The sequence below is a fragment of the Ferrovibrio sp. genome (genome assembly GCF_017994015.1).
Classification (GTDB): Bacteria; Pseudomonadota; Alphaproteobacteria; order Ferrovibrionales; family Ferrovibrionaceae; genus Ferrovibrio.
On sequence record NZ_JAGOLP010000032.1, the window covers coordinates 23,886 to 37,179 of the forward strand.

General features: G+C 62.3%; 13 protein-coding genes. 2 read left to right on the forward strand and 11 right to left on the reverse strand.

All coding sequences use genetic code 11. From position 1 onward, the window contains the following. Positions 1–257 precede the first annotated feature (257 nt). From KBB36_RS14500 to KBB36_RS14520, 5 genes are all read right to left on the reverse strand, one after another. Entirely contained in the window at positions 258–1,676 is a 1,419-nt protein-coding gene (locus tag KBB36_RS14500) for an FMN-binding glutamate synthase family protein (RefSeq protein ID WP_290982240.1), read from the reverse strand. A 31-nt stretch (positions 1,677–1,707) separates the two neighbouring features. Next, positions 1,708–2,655: an SAM-dependent methyltransferase gene (locus tag KBB36_RS14505; RefSeq protein ID WP_290982242.1), complete on the reverse strand. Its 948-nt coding sequence runs from the start codon at positions 2,653–2,655 to the stop codon at positions 1,708–1,710. 51 nt (positions 2,656–2,706) lie between these two features. Continuing rightward, complete coding sequence (locus tag KBB36_RS14510) at positions 2,707–3,192, reverse strand: hypothetical protein (RefSeq protein ID WP_290982244.1); 486 nt, start codon at positions 3,190–3,192, stop codon at positions 2,707–2,709. Between the two features lie 112 nt (positions 3,193–3,304). Then, the gene (locus tag KBB36_RS14515; RefSeq protein WP_290982246.1) at positions 3,305–4,057 is read right to left on the reverse strand and encodes a DnaJ domain-containing protein; all 753 of its coding nucleotides are present in this window, start codon (positions 4,055–4,057) and stop codon (positions 3,305–3,307) included. Positions 4,058–4,062: 5 nt separating this feature from the next. Continuing rightward, positions 4,063–4,785, reverse strand: coding sequence for a VWA domain-containing protein (locus tag KBB36_RS14520; RefSeq protein ID WP_290982248.1), 723 nt, complete (start codon positions 4,783–4,785; stop codon positions 4,063–4,065). 171 nt (positions 4,786–4,956) lie between these two features. Between KBB36_RS14520 and KBB36_RS14525 the strand changes: the two genes are divergently transcribed. Continuing rightward, complete coding sequence (locus KBB36_RS14525) at positions 4,957–5,934, forward strand: TAXI family TRAP transporter solute-binding subunit (protein ID WP_290982251.1); 978 nt, start codon at positions 4,957–4,959, stop codon at positions 5,932–5,934. 140 nt (positions 5,935–6,074) lie between these two features. Then, positions 6,075–8,024 (forward strand): TRAP transporter permease, encoded by a 1,950-nt coding sequence (locus KBB36_RS14530; protein WP_290982254.1) that lies wholly within the window; start codon positions 6,075–6,077, stop codon positions 8,022–8,024. 66 nt (positions 8,025–8,090) lie between these two features. On the opposite strand, the gene KBB36_RS14535 is transcribed toward KBB36_RS14530, so the two are convergent. The 6 genes from KBB36_RS14535 to KBB36_RS14560 all read right to left on the reverse strand — a co-directional run. Continuing rightward, the gene (locus tag KBB36_RS14535; protein ID WP_290982257.1) at positions 8,091–9,593 is read right to left on the reverse strand and encodes a tripartite tricarboxylate transporter permease; all 1,503 of its coding nucleotides are present in this window, start codon (positions 9,591–9,593) and stop codon (positions 8,091–8,093) included. A 13-nt stretch (positions 9,594–9,606) separates the two neighbouring features. Next, positions 9,607–10,071, reverse strand: a complete 465-nt coding sequence (locus tag KBB36_RS14540; RefSeq protein WP_290982260.1) for a tripartite tricarboxylate transporter TctB family protein — start codon at positions 10,069–10,071, stop codon at positions 9,607–9,609. Positions 10,072–10,197: 126 nt separating this feature from the next. Next, on the reverse strand, positions 10,198–11,169 hold the full coding sequence (locus KBB36_RS14545) for a tripartite tricarboxylate transporter substrate binding protein BugD (RefSeq protein ID WP_290982263.1): 972 nt from the start codon (positions 11,167–11,169) through the stop codon (positions 10,198–10,200). Between the two features lie 149 nt (positions 11,170–11,318). Beyond that, a complete protein-coding gene (locus KBB36_RS14550; RefSeq protein ID WP_290982266.1) occupies positions 11,319–12,113 on the reverse strand; it encodes a division plane positioning ATPase MipZ in 795 nt (264 codons plus the stop codon). A 3-nt stretch (positions 12,114–12,116) separates the two neighbouring features. Then, positions 12,117–12,551, reverse strand: coding sequence for a DUF1489 domain-containing protein (locus KBB36_RS14555; protein WP_290982269.1), 435 nt, complete (start codon positions 12,549–12,551; stop codon positions 12,117–12,119). Continuing rightward, on the reverse strand, positions 12,551–13,294 hold a 744-nt coding region (locus tag KBB36_RS14560), incomplete at its 5' end, for a hydroxymethylglutaryl-CoA lyase (protein ID WP_290982272.1). The genes KBB36_RS14555 and KBB36_RS14560, both read right to left, overlap by 1 nt.

Here is a 13,294-nt window from a genome sequence, read left to right on the forward strand (position 1 = left end):
CCGCGATACCCTCAATATCCGCATCGCCCCATGCGGTGTGTGGAATTCCCCCGACGACATGGGCGCGGATTAATGTTCCGTCTACGCCATGAGCCTCGCGCATGATCATACACGAACTTGCGGCTAATTTTTGCTGCGGATTGTGCTGGAGAGTAAGTTTCTTCGATAAAAATGATGTGGCGGACTCTCTCCAGAAGCAGAGAAAGGCCGCCTCACATATATAAGTTGCAGTTAGCCTAGTCGCACCACAAAGCACCTCAGAGTTTCGGCGCCTCACCCTGCACCCGCACATGATGCGCCTTCAATTCACGCACACTCTTGCAGCCACAGGCATGGGCAATAGCTTCCACATCATGCAGCACCGCCTTGGCATAATTCGCCACCCGTACAGCCTTTCGGGTCGGATCGAGGCCGCGCATGAAACGCGGCTCGTTGGATGTGACACCGGTGGGGCAATGGCCGGTATTGCATTTCATCGCCTGGATACAGCCCAGCGCAAACATGTAGCCGCGCGCCGAGACAACAAAATCGGCGCCCTGGCACAACGCCCAGGCCACTTTGTCAGGCGTCAGCAGCTTGCCGGAAGCGATAATGCGGATGCGCGTGCGCAGGCCATATTGCCGACGTTTGGCCGCCAGCAGCGGCAATGCCTGCACGATGGATTGGCCAACATAATCCGCCAATGGCGCGGGTGCCGCGCCGGTGCCGCCCTCGCCGCCATCAAGCTGGATGAAATCCGGCGCCTCTATCGGTCGTTCCCGGAGATACTCGAACAGGCTGTCGATGAAGCTGTCGTCACCCAGCGCCATCTTCAGCCCGACCGGTTTGCCGGTGACGGCCCGCACCCGGGCAATGAATTTCACCAATGATGGAACATCAACAATCTCGGGATGCCGGCTTGGCGAGATCGAGGCCTTGTGCGGCTCGATCAGGCGAATCGCGGCGATCTCCTCATTCACCTTGGCTGCCGGCAGGATGCCGCCGCGCCCCGGCTTGGCGCCTTGGCTCAGCTTGATGCAGAACATCTTTACCTGCGGCAAGGCGGCGATGGCGGCCAGCTTGGCATCATCCAGCTTGCCATCCTTGTCGCGCACACCGTATTTCGCCGTGCCGATCTGGAACACGATATCGCAATTGCCCTTGAGATGGTGCGGCGACAGGCCGCCTTCGCCGGTATCAAGCCAGATGCCGGCCAGTGCCGCCCCTTCCGACAAGGCCGTCACCGCCGCCGACGACAATGCGCCGTAGGACATGCCGGAGATATTGAAAAAGCTCTTGGGCTTGTAGGGATTGGCCACCACGCCACGCCCGATCCATTTGCCGGTATAGGCCTCCACCTCGTCGTCATTCACCGGAAAGGCGGAATGCAGGAAATAGATATGGCCGGGCTGCTGCGCATCCACCTCGGAACCGAAGGCGACGTAATTCGACACGGCCTTGGCAGAACGATACACCCAGGCCCGGGTCAGGCGGTTGAACGGCCGCTCTTCCCAATCGGCGGTGAACCAGTATTGGCGGAAATATTCGCCAAGATTTTCCATGATGTAGCGGAAGCGGCCATAGATCGGGAAATTGCGCCGGATCGCATGGTCGCGCTGCACCCAGCGGTCATAAATATAAAAATAGACAAACACGCCGCCCGCCAAGACGGCGAGGCCCCCCAGCACCCACCACATGCCACCCTCCAGAAAAAGAGACGTAGTCCTGTTATTCTTGGCTGCTGAAATTATAGGCGCTTGCTGGCGACATTTGCCAGAGCCAAGTGAGTTCGTGCTTGTTGTGATGCAGGTGCAGCAGATGCGAACCTGGGATTGCGGCAAAAGCCGCTGCCGTGGCATGATCGGTTTCGCCCTGGAATTTCAGCGTGCAGACCATCCGCCGCGCCTTGCCGGCAGCGATCCAGCGCTGCACCAGGGCCAGCAGCCGCGCCGGATAGCAGATCACATCCGAGCAGAGCCAATCCACTGCCGGTTCATGGCGCGGATCAAGCGCAAAGGCGCTGCCCTGGCGCCAGGTGACGCCCGGCATGGCGGCAACCTGCGGCGCCAGCGGCGCCTTGTCGACGGCGCCAACGCTGGCGCCAAGGTTGGCCAGCACCCAGGTCCAGCCGCCCGGACAGGCCCCCAGATCAAGGCAAGCCTCGCCAGGCTGCGGCATCGCACCATCATGCAGCAGCGCAAAACGGCTCAGTGCTTCCCAGAGTTTGAGATAAGCCCGGCTTGGCGGGCCTTCACGATCCTCGATGAACTGCCATTCGCCATGCGGCAGCGGGCTTGAACAGGCCGGCGCCGCCAGCAGCCGGTCTGGCGCCAGCAGGGTGAAGCTGCCCATTGGCGCGGCCGGCGGCAATTGGCCAAAACGCAGCGGCTTGGCCGAGACATGCGGCAGCTTTTCCACAATCAGCTTGGCGCGGCGATGATGCAGCGGCGCATAGGCAGCCCAATTGCGCTGCATTGCCTTGAGCTTTGTCGCCGCCTCGCCAATCGAGGCGATCGGGATTTCCTGCACATCCTGCCAGATATTCGCGGCCCAGGCAGCCGGGCGCGGCGCTCCTTCGGCCAACAGCAGGCGGCCATGCTCGGCCACCACAGCGGCGCCGAGTTCGGCGCGCAGATCAGCCTCAAAACCCTCTGGGGCGAGATATCCGGTGAGCATGCTGCTGACTACAGGGCCCGGCGCCGGCTTGCAAGCCGGCTTATGCTGGCATCAGCGCCGCGAATTGGTGGTGTTGCGCGACGGCTGGATGCCGGTGCTGCCGGCAGCGGGCGACACGGTCATGTCGATCTTCGAACCATACAGCGACTGCTTGTTGATCAGGATCGAAGCAACCCGGTCGCCCTGGCCGGAAAGATACGTGAGTTGGCTGATCTCGGAGCGCACCACAGCCACTTCGGTCCAGCCATGGTTGATCATCTCGCGGCGGACAAAATCGAACATGTCGTCCGAGCTGGAATTGATCGAATAGGACAGCCGACCGATCCAGCGCTCGCCCTCGCCCAGAATGATGGTGCGATTGGAATCAAGGTTATAGCCATCCGGCAGCGCGATACCGGCAATCTGCGGCGGCGCGGCGCGCGAGGTGGTGTCGGCCCGGGTGGTGCCGCCACCGCCGCCAAGCTGCGTGTTGCTACAGCCGGCAAGCAGGGCGCCAACGGCAATCAGGGTGGCAAAGCCCATGGCTCGAGTCTTCATGGATACGCTCTCTCGGTCACGGCGAATCGGGTGACGAATAATTTACCATACTTGGGCGTTCTCTGCCGCCCTGCAATTTCAACCCAGCCGACCTGCCATACTTGCAGCGTTTTCAACCCAAAAGCACATCCTTGGCGCGATTGATCTGCGAAGCGAGGAAATTCGAGCCACCATGATCCGGATGCGCCGTGCGCATCAGGCGGCGATGTGCGGCGCGAATTTCGGCTTCCGGGGCGCCAGGCGCCAGGCCAAGGACTTCATAGGCCTGCTCGCGGCTCATCATACCGCCGGTGGTGCCGTGCTCGGCAGCATCAGCACCGGGCGGCGCCTGCTGGCGCCAATCCGGCCCCAGGCGGCGTTCCAGATAGGCTTCCAGCAAGGGCAGCGAAGCAGCATCGGCAGCGCCACACTCGCGGAGCAGGTCAAACAGCGCCGCCGGTTCCAGATCGGCCAGCCGGCGGCCGGCGAAGCGGCCCTGCCGCACCTCGCCATGCATCACGCCGCTGGCCAGATTCAGCCGCATCACCAGCCAGGCGGTTTCCACCACGGATTCCTGATCCGGCCCGGGCGCTTCCTGGCCGGTGCGGGCGCGGCTCCAGCCACCAGCACCGGGGCCGCCGAAAAAACCGCTGAACAGGCCCGCGAAACGTCCCTTGCCAAACATTGCCGCCGAGCCCAGCGCCACCAGGCTGCCCATATCGATCCGCCCCCGCATGAACAGGAAGGCAGCCAAGCCACCCAGCGCGATGCCCAGGCCCACCCGGATGCCCTTGGCCATCACCTTGGGATCAAGCTGCACCAGCAGCTTGCCGCCAAACAGGAACAGCGCCAAAGCAGCCAGGCCGATGCCGAAAGCGAGCACCATGGCGCTCAGCCAATCTGGCTGGTCAGGCGGCGCAATTCGGCGCTGCCCTTGGCGCTATAGTCATTCAGCGCGCGCTGGCCGCCAGCCGCATAAATCGCCACGGCAGTGAGAAATTGCAGCAGCAAGGCGGCGCTTTCCGCATCAAAACTGGCATAGGCGCCGCGCGTCAGCCGCGCCATGGCCTGGAAACAGGCTTTGGCATTCGGCTCGGCACCTTCCTGAAAGGCAAAGACCGGCACTCCAAGCAGCGCCAGTTCGCCGGCCCGGCCCGCCACCTCGTCGGCGCTTTCCTCCAGGCAATCGCCAACATAGACCAGGGCATTCACTTTCGCTCCTCGCCCTGCTGCCTCGCGCGCTTCGGCGGCGGCATGGCGCAGCACGCGCTCAATCTGGGTATGGCCGCCAACACACTCGACCTGGCGCATCAGGCGCAGCAGCGCCGGCGCTTCCGACACCCAGGGCGAGGCGCGGCATTCGCCCATGCCGCGAAAAAACACCAGCTGAATATCCAGGCCGCCAAGATCGGCCACCGCCTTGAACATTTCGGCCTGAATATGCTGCGCCTGGCGCCAAGAGGCACCCCGGCTGGCGGTGGCATCCATGGCAAAGATCAGCCGCCCACGCCCGGCCCCCGGAACCGGCCGGGGCGCCAGGGCGGCCTGGCGCAGAAAAGCATCGACCGCCTGCCGATCCGTGCTGCCGGGCAGCGTGTTGCCGCGCTTATCCATTGGTCCGCCTGTCATGTATAAACATATAGAGAGCGCGAAATCGCTTTGCCAGGGCGCATCGTCTCATTTCCGGCTGCATTTAGGGTTGGCCTGCGCCGCCACACTGGTTAAGCTGCCCAACCGGCGGGGCGCACGCAGCGCTCAAGACCGTGATAAACAGGAGGAACAGAGATGATGCGTTTCACGCAACTGAAGGCTATCGGCTTGGCTGCCGCCGTGGTGGTGGGCATGGCAGGCGCCGCTGCCGCGCAGCCGAAGTCGCTCACGCTCGGCACCGCCTCGGTGGGCGGCACCTATTTCATCTATGGCGGCGTTGTGGCTACGCTGCTGACCGACACGATCGGCATCAATGTTTCCACCCAGCAGACCCAGGGTCCGAACCAGAATATCATCCTGGTGGATGGCGGCGCCATCGAACTGGGCATGACCACCATGGGTATCGCGCTCCAGGCCTGGAATGGCACCGGCGAATGGACCAAGGGCAAGAAATACAGCAATGTCCGCGCCCTGTTCCCGATGTATGACACGCCGTTCCATTTCGTCACCACGGAAAAGACCGGCATCAAGAGCGTGGCCGAAATGGCCGGCAAGAATATCGGCGCCGGCCCCAAGGCCGGCACACCGGGCACCTATTTCCCGCTGATGTTTGACACCCTGGGCATCAAGGCCAACTGGCGCTTCGGCCAGGCTTCCGACATGCAGAACCAGCTGGCCGATGGCCTGCTGGATGTGTTCGCCTTCGCCGCCGGCCTGCCGATCGCTGCCTATTCGGAAATCGAGGCGCAGCGCCCGGTGCGCTTCATCTCCTTCACCGATGCCCAGCTTGGTGCCTTGAAAAAGGCGATGCCGGAGCTTTCCGACAGCACAATCCCGAAGGGCACCTACAAGACCCTGGCCGAAGACCACAAGACCGTGGGCGTGTATAATTTCGGCATCGCGCACAAGAGCCTGCCGGATGACGTGGCCTACAAGATCGTCAAGGCAGTGCTGGAAAACAACGACCGCATGGTGAAGGGCCACTCTGCCGCCGTGGAAACCGTGGCTGCCAATGCCTCGCGCAATGGCTTCCTGCCGTTCCATCCGGGCGCCGTGAAGTATTACCAGGAGAAGGGCATCAAGCTGAATCCGGCCGCCATGCCGGCGAGCTGATCCAGTTGAGTTGACGCATCGACCAGCCGCCATCATGCGAGACATGGTGGCGGCCTCTTTGTATCTGGGTATCAGGGTATCTGGCGCCGGGCCATCGCATGCCCGGCGCCAATAAAAAAAGCGTAACAGGGGGATTAGTGATGGCACATGCACCACAGGAAACGGTTGACCTCGCGGCGGCCGACAAATTTGAATTCACCGGCTTCAAACGCGATTTGCCCGGCCTGCCCGGGCTGCTGTTCTACTGGCTATGCGTTTCCTTCACCGTGTTTCACCTGCTGGTGCTGAATGTCTTCCCGATTGATTCGATCATGTTCCGCGCCATCCATGTCGGCTGGGGCGGCGTGCTGTGCTTCGGGCTTTATGCCAGCAAGGCTGGGCGCTCGCTCAACCGCGTGCCGCTGATCGATTGGGCGCTGCTGCTGCTTTCCATCGCCTGCGCCGGCTATGTGTCGTATTACATTGATGAGTTGCAGTTCCGCGCCGGCGCGCTGTATGAGCCGGGCGATGTCGCTGCCGGCTTCATCGGCACCCTGCTGATCCTGGAAATGACCCGGCGCACCGCCGGCCTGGCCTTGCCGATCATTGCCGGCGTTTTCATTCTCTATTGCTTTATCGGCCCCTGGCTGCCGGGCATCCTGTATCACAAGGGCTTCAATTTCGGTTTCTTCTTCTCCTACATCTATTCCGATCAGGGCATCTTCGGCGTCACCACCCAGGTTTCATCCAGCTATATTGTGCTGTTCATCACCTTCGGCGCCTTCCTCACCGTGTCGAAGGCCGGCGACTACATGAACGATCTCGCGGTTTCGCTGGTTGGCTGGGCACGCGGCGGCCCGGCCAAGGTGGCGGTGCTTTCGGGTGTGCTGTTCGGCACCATCTCGGGCAGTGCGGTAGGCAATGTGGTGGCCAGCGGCATGATCACCATCCCGATGATGCGCCGTGTCGGCTATGATCGCTCCACCGCCGGCGCCATTGAGGCCACCTCCTCCACCGGAGGCCAGATCACACCGCCGGTGATGGGCGCCGGCGCCTTCCTGATGGCCGAGATTACCGGCATCGCCTATACCGAAATCGCCCTGGCGGCGGTGATCCCCTGCTTTCTGTTTTATGTTGCCTGCTATGTGCATTGCGATCTGCATGCGGTGAAGAACGGCCTGCGCGGCCTGCCGCGTGCGGAACTGACTCCGATCACCGTGATGCTGCGCAAGGTCTATTTGCTGGCGCCGATCTTTGTGCTGATCTGGGCGCTGATGGCCGGCTATTCCGAATTCCGCGCCGGCACGCTGGGCCTGATCTCGGCCCTGGTGGCAAGCTGGATCAGCCGCGAGCATCGCATGGGGCCACGCGCCACGCTCGATGCCCTGGCCATTGCGGCGCGTGAAACCGCGCAATTGGTGGCGATCTGTGCCTGCGCCGGTATCATCGTGGGTGTTATTGCCCTCACCGGCGTGGGCGGGCGCTTCTCGCATCTGATCCTCAGCGTGGCCGGCGAGAATCAAATCCTGGCGATGTTCTTCGCCATGTTCATTTCGCTGATCCTGGGCATGGGCATGCCCACCACGGCAGCTTATGCGGTGGCGGCCTCGGTGGTGGCGCCGGGCCTGATCCGCATCGGCATCGAGCCGCTGGTGGCGCATATGTTCATCTTCTATTACGCCGTGATCTCGTCGATCACGCCGCCGGTGGCTTTGGCCTCCTTCGCTGCCGCCGCCATCGCCCAGGCCGATCAATGGCGCACCTCGATGATCGCGGTGAAGCTGGGCCTGGCCACCTTCATCGTGCCGTTCATGTTCTTCATCAGCCCGGCTCTGCTGGCGCAGGGTGAGTTGCTCACCATCCTGCATGTGGTGGCCACGGCCACGGCCGGCGTGTTCTTCCTCGCCTGCTCCACCGAAGGCTGGCTGAATGGGCCGATTGCCCTGCCGCTGCGCGTGCTGCTGTTTGCCGGCGCGATCTGCCTGATCGTGCCGGAAACCATCACCGACTTTGTTGGCCTGGGTCTGGGCATCGGCATCTGGATCTTCCAGCGGGTGCGCCATGGCAGCGATCCCGGCGCCAATATCCCGTCGCCGGCCATCAGCCGGTAAGGCGGCAATAAAAAAGCCCGGCCATCGCTGGATGGCCGGGCTTTGTTTTGCCTGCTTGGCTGGGCGCTACTCTTCCTGGAAGGCTTCCTCGCGCTTCTTGCGGATCGAGGGCAGCAGCACCACCACCAGCGCCAGCAAGGCCAGCACCAGCATGGTGGCGCTGATCGGCCGGGTGAAGAACACCGTTGGATCACCGCGTGACAATGTCATGGCGCGGCGCAGATATTCCTCCATCATCGGCCCCAGAATGAAACCGAGCAGCATCGGCGCCGGTTCGCATTCCAATTTGGCGAAGGTGTAACCCAGCAGGCCGAAGCCGGCCATCATGAACACATCGAAGGCGCTGTTGTTGAGGCTGTAAACCCCGATGGCGCAGAATACCAGGATGCCGGGAAACAGGATGTGATACGGGATGGTGAGCATCCGCACCCACATGCCGATCAGCGGCAGGTTCAGCACGATCAGGAAGAAGTTGCCGATCCACATCGACACGATGATGCCCCAGAATAGTTGCGGCTGTTCGGTCATCACCGCCGGGCCGGGCTGGATGCCCTGGATGATCATGGCGCCGATCATCAGCGCCATCACCGGGTTGGACGGAATGCCCAGGGTCAGCATCGGGATGAATGAGGTTTGCGCGCCGGCATTGTTGGCCGATTCCGGCGCCGCCACGCCCTCGATGGCGCCCTTGCCGAAATTCGCCGAATTCTTGGACAGCTTCTTTTCCAGCGAATAGGCAGCGAAGGATGACAGCATGGCACCGCCACCGGGCAGGATGCCAAGCGCCGAACCCAGCGCCGTGCCGCGCAGGATCGGCGCCACAATCGCCTTCAAATCCTCCTTGGTCGGCATCAGGCCGGTGACACTTTTAATGAAAACGGCGCGTTCGCTTTCATCCTCCAGATTCTTGATGATCTCGCCGAGGCCGAACATGCCCATCGCCACCACGACAAAATTAATGCCATCGGCCAGTTCAGGCGTATCAAAGGTGAAACGCGGCACACCGGAATTCACATCGGTGCCCACCATGCCGATCAGCAGGCCGATCACGATCATGCCGATGGCCTTGAGCAGCGAGCCATGCGCCAGCACCACCGAGGCGACAAGGCCAAGCACCATAAGCGAGAAATATTCCGCCGGGCCGAATTTCAGCGCGATCTCGGCCAGAGGCGGCGCGAACACGGCCAGCAGGAAAGTGGCCACCGTGCCGGCAAAGAACGAACCGATGGCGGCGGTGGACAAGGCCGCGCCGGCGCGGCCCTGGCGCGCCATGGCATAGCCATCCAATGCCGTGATCACCGATGAACTTTCACCCGGCAGATTGATCAGGATCGCCGTGGTGGAGCCGCCATATTGGGCGCCGTAATAGATGCCGGCCAGCATGATCAGTGCCGAAACCGGCGGCAGGGCAAAAGTGGCCGGCAGCAGCATGGCGATGGTGGCCACCGGGCCAAGGCCGGGCAGCACACCGATCAGCGTGCCAAGGAATACGCCGCCCAGGCAATAGAACAGGTTTATCGGTGTGAGCGCGGCATCCAGGCCAATGGAGAGATTTTGCAGCAATTCCATGATCGGATACCCCTTACTCGCCGCCCAGCCACGGGCCGATGATCGGAATCGGCAAGCCCAATCCCTTGATGAACACCACGGCGCAGAACAGCGCCAAAGCCAGCATCATGATGGCGGTGTTCTTGACCTTGAAATGCACCGAGCCGATGGCACTGATCAACACCAGCAGGGCTACAGAAACCACCAGGCCGCCCTGCCGCACCAGCAGGCCAAACACCACGCAGGCGATGATGATCAGCACCAGGCCCTTGCCGGCAAAACCGCTGATCCGTTCGCCCTGGGTGATGTAGCCGCGCAGCATCACCACGGCCCCGATCAGGCACAAAGCGCCGGCCAGCATGGTCGGGAAAAACGCCGGCCCCATGCGGCGGGCGGTGCCGAACGAATAATCCTGCCCGACCCACAGAAACCCCAGGCCAACCACCAGGAATAACAGCCCGGACCAGAAATCTTTCGGATTGCGGATCAACCCCTGCATTGCGCCCCCCTTAGGCGTTTGCGGCCTTAACGACCGGTAAGCACTTCCGCCATACGCTTACGCCTGCCCCGCTGCAAGCGGAACAGGCGTATCGTTTACGACAAATTACTGCATTATGGCCGAAACTTAGTCGGCATATTCACCGGCAGCCTTGATCACCGGCGCCCATTTGGCGATTTCCGCCTTCAGATGCGCGCCCAGGGCGGCCGGGGTGGCACGATCCTGGCTCACCGGCTCGGTGCCCAATTCAGCAAAACGCTGCACCACGGCCGGGTCCTTCAGCGCCGCCTGCAACGCGCCGGCCAGCTTGTCGACCACCGACTTCGGCGTGCCCTTCGGCGCATAAACGCCATGCCACACCGCCACTTCAAAGCCCGGCAGGCCGGCGCTGTCCAGCGTCGGCAGGTCGGGCAGAGCCGGCACCTTGGTCTTGGTGGTGACACCATAGGCCTTGATCTTGCCGCCCTTGATCTGGCCGGTGGTGTTGGTGGTCTGGTCGCACATCAGATCGATCTGGCCACCCAGCAAGTCGTTCATCGCCGGGCCGGTGCCCTTGTAAGGCACCGTGGTCATCTGGGTCTGCAACGCGCTCATCAGCATCAGGCCGCAGAGATGCGACGCGGCGCCAACGCCGGCATTGCCATAGGAAACCTTGTCCTTGTTGGTCTTGATATAGGTGACCAGCTCCTTGAAATCCTTCGGCGGCAGGTCGCCCTTGGCCACCAGGGTCATTGGCACGTCGGTGACCAGACCAATCGGCTCAAAATCGTTGATGGTGTCATAGGGCAGCTTGCGATACAGCGTGGCGCTGGTGGCCTGGCCGATATGATGCAGGAAAATGGTGTAGCCATCGCCGGCCGAGCGCGCCACGCGGGCCGCGCCGAGTGTGCCGCCGGCACCGCCGACATTTTCCACAATGATCTGCTGCTTCAGGCTGGTGCCCATCGACTGCGCCAGCAGGCGGGCCACGGTATCGGTCGGGCCGCCGGCCGCAAACGGTACGATCATGGTGATGGTCTTGGTCGGATAATCCTGCGCCTGGGCGGCAGTACCAGCCAGGGCGGCCAAGCCAGCAAGGCCGGCGAGCAGCTTGTTCATGTGAAGTCTCTCCCTATTATTGCGCCAGCCCGGCGGACATCGCAGGGTCAGGCGTAAATCGGTCGTTAATATTGTTGCGCAAGACGCTGCTGGCAAGCCTTTTTGTGCAACGCTGGGCCGCATTTACAGCCATTTTACGAATTCCGGACTTACGAATCCGTGACCAGATTAAGTCCGAGCAGCAGGTTGCGCACTTCCTGCCGGGCGGCAGCCTGGGCCATATTGATGCTGCCGGTCTGGTCGAGGTCCAGCAGGGTAAGGCCGGAGAGGAATAATTCGCGGAAAATTACCCGTTCCGACAAGCCGGGCAGGAAACGGAAACCCACCCGCTTTTCCAGCGCCTGCAACACCTGGCCAACATGGCGCTTGTTGCGGGCATCGAGATGCGACACGCGGTTGCGGATCACCACCCAGTCGATGCTCTGGCGATCCCGGTTGAAGCGCTGCTTGCGCTGTTCCCACACCATCTCGGCATAGCGGCTGGGTTTCAGCACGCGCAGGGTTTCGGCATCCACTGTGGCCAGCAAATCCACATCGATGAAGCTGTCATTCACCGGGGTGATCAGCAGGTCGGCATGGGAATGGCCCAGCCGGGCCAGGAAAGTGTCGCTGCCGGGGCAATCCACCAGCAGGAAATCATGCTCCGGCCCCAGCCGGGCCAGTTCGGCCTCGAAGCGCGCCGCCTCGTCGGCCTCGGCCTCGGCACGGCTCGGCAATTCGCTTGGCGTCACCACCACATGCGCCGGCATCGCCAGGCGCAGGCCATGTTTGCTGATATAGGCCTGCCGGTTTTCCAGATAGCGCGTCAGCGTGCGCTGGCGCCCATCCAGATCAATGGCTGCAACCCGGCCGCCTTCCAGCAGCAGGCCGATCAGCACATGCATGGAGGTGGTGGATTTGCCCGAGCCGCCCTTCTCATTGCCAACAACGATGATCCGCGCCATCGTTTACAGCAGCCCCAGGCTGCGTAATTCCGCCATCAGCTGGGGCGGCAGTTCGGCGGCGCCCTCACCGGCTTGGCTCAGGTCAGGCGGCGCATCGGCCTCTTCCAGATAGCGCCAGCCCTGATGCGGCCGGCGCGGCTGCGGCAACACCGGCACCAGGCGGGCTTCCAGCTTGATGGCGCAATGCGGGCCATCATCCAGCGTCACGTTATCCAAAGCCAGAATGCGGGTGCGGGCACAAAGCTGGCCTTTCACCACCCAATAAAGCGAGCCGCCGCCCAACACCTCGGCATCGCGCTTCGGGCGGTGCCGCGTCACATGCGTGAAATGCCCCGGCTGCTGCTTGCCCTTGGCGCCTTCCGCACGCGCCGCCAGGCGTTCGCGGAAATGCTCCAGGCTTTCGATCCCGACCGCAAGTTTAAGCAGATGAACCGGCATCACACCTTCGATTTCAAAGCCTTGGCCACACTGGATACCGGCGGACGGCCGAGCTTCTCGGATATCCACCAGGCGGTGCGGACCAATTGCTTGAGATCGAAGCCGCTGTCAATGCCGAGGCCTTCCAGCATGTAGACCAGATCCTCGGTAGCAAGGTTGCCGGTGGCGCCCGGCGCATAAGGACAACCACCCAGGCCACCCACCGAAGCATCATGGCTGGTGATGCCCATCTGCAATGAAGCCAGGGTATTGGCCAATGCCTGGCCATAGGTATCATGGAAATGCATACCAAGCTGTTGCAACGGCACCAGGGCTGCGGTTTCCTCGATCAGCTTGCGCGTCTTGCCCGGTGTGCCTGTGCCGATAGTGTCGCCCAGGCCGATATCGTCGCAGCCCATATCGGCAAGCTGCTTGGCGATCTGCGCCACCCGCTTCGGATCAACCTCGCCCTCAAACGGGCAGCCCAGCACCACCGAGACAAAGCCGCGCACCCGCACACCATCGGCCTTGGCCTTCTCCACCACCGGGCGAAAACGCTCAATGCTTTCGGCAATCGAGCAATTGATATTGCGCTGAGAGAAACTTTCCGATGCGGCGGCAAATACTGCAATCGCCTGGGCGCCATATTGCTTGGCCGATTCATAACCTTTGAGATTGGGCGTCAGCACCTGATAGACCACACCCGGCTTGCGCTTCAGCCGCGTCATCACATCGGCGGCATCGCCCATCTGCGGCACCCATTT

Coding starts and splice junctions, on each gene's coding strand:
- KBB36_RS14500 (WP_290982240.1), bottom strand. CDS start 1,676: ATGTGGTGGGTGCTGGGGGGCCTCGCCGTCTTGGCGGGCGGCGTGTTT.
- KBB36_RS14505 (WP_290982242.1), bottom strand. CDS start 2,655: ATGCTCACCGGATATCTCGCCCCAGAGGGTTTTGAGGCTGATCTGCGC.
- KBB36_RS14510 (WP_290982244.1), bottom strand. CDS start 3,192: ATGAAGACTCGAGCCATGGGCTTTGCCACCCTGATTGCCGTTGGCGCC.
- KBB36_RS14515 (WP_290982246.1), bottom strand. CDS start 4,057: ATGGTGCTCGCTTTCGGCATCGGCCTGGCTGCTTTGGCGCTGTTCCTG.
- KBB36_RS14520 (WP_290982248.1), bottom strand. CDS start 4,785: ATGGATAAGCGCGGCAACACGCTGCCCGGCAGCACGGATCGGCAGGCG.
- KBB36_RS14525 (WP_290982251.1), top strand. CDS start 4,957: ATGATGCGTTTCACGCAACTGAAGGCTATCGGCTTGGCTGCCGCCGTG.
- KBB36_RS14530 (WP_290982254.1), top strand. CDS start 6,075: ATGGCACATGCACCACAGGAAACGGTTGACCTCGCGGCGGCCGACAAA.
- KBB36_RS14535 (WP_290982257.1), bottom strand. CDS start 9,593: ATGGAATTGCTGCAAAATCTCTCCATTGGCCTGGATGCCGCGCTCACA.
- KBB36_RS14540 (WP_290982260.1), bottom strand. CDS start 10,071: ATGCAGGGGTTGATCCGCAATCCGAAAGATTTCTGGTCCGGGCTGTTA.
- KBB36_RS14545 (WP_290982263.1), bottom strand. CDS start 11,169: ATGAACAAGCTGCTCGCCGGCCTTGCTGGCTTGGCCGCCCTGGCTGGT.
- KBB36_RS14550 (WP_290982266.1), bottom strand. CDS start 12,113: ATGGCGCGGATCATCGTTGTTGGCAATGAGAAGGGCGGCTCGGGCAAA.
- KBB36_RS14555 (WP_290982269.1), bottom strand. CDS start 12,551: ATGCCGGTTCATCTGCTTAAACTTGCGGTCGGGATCGAAAGCCTGGAG.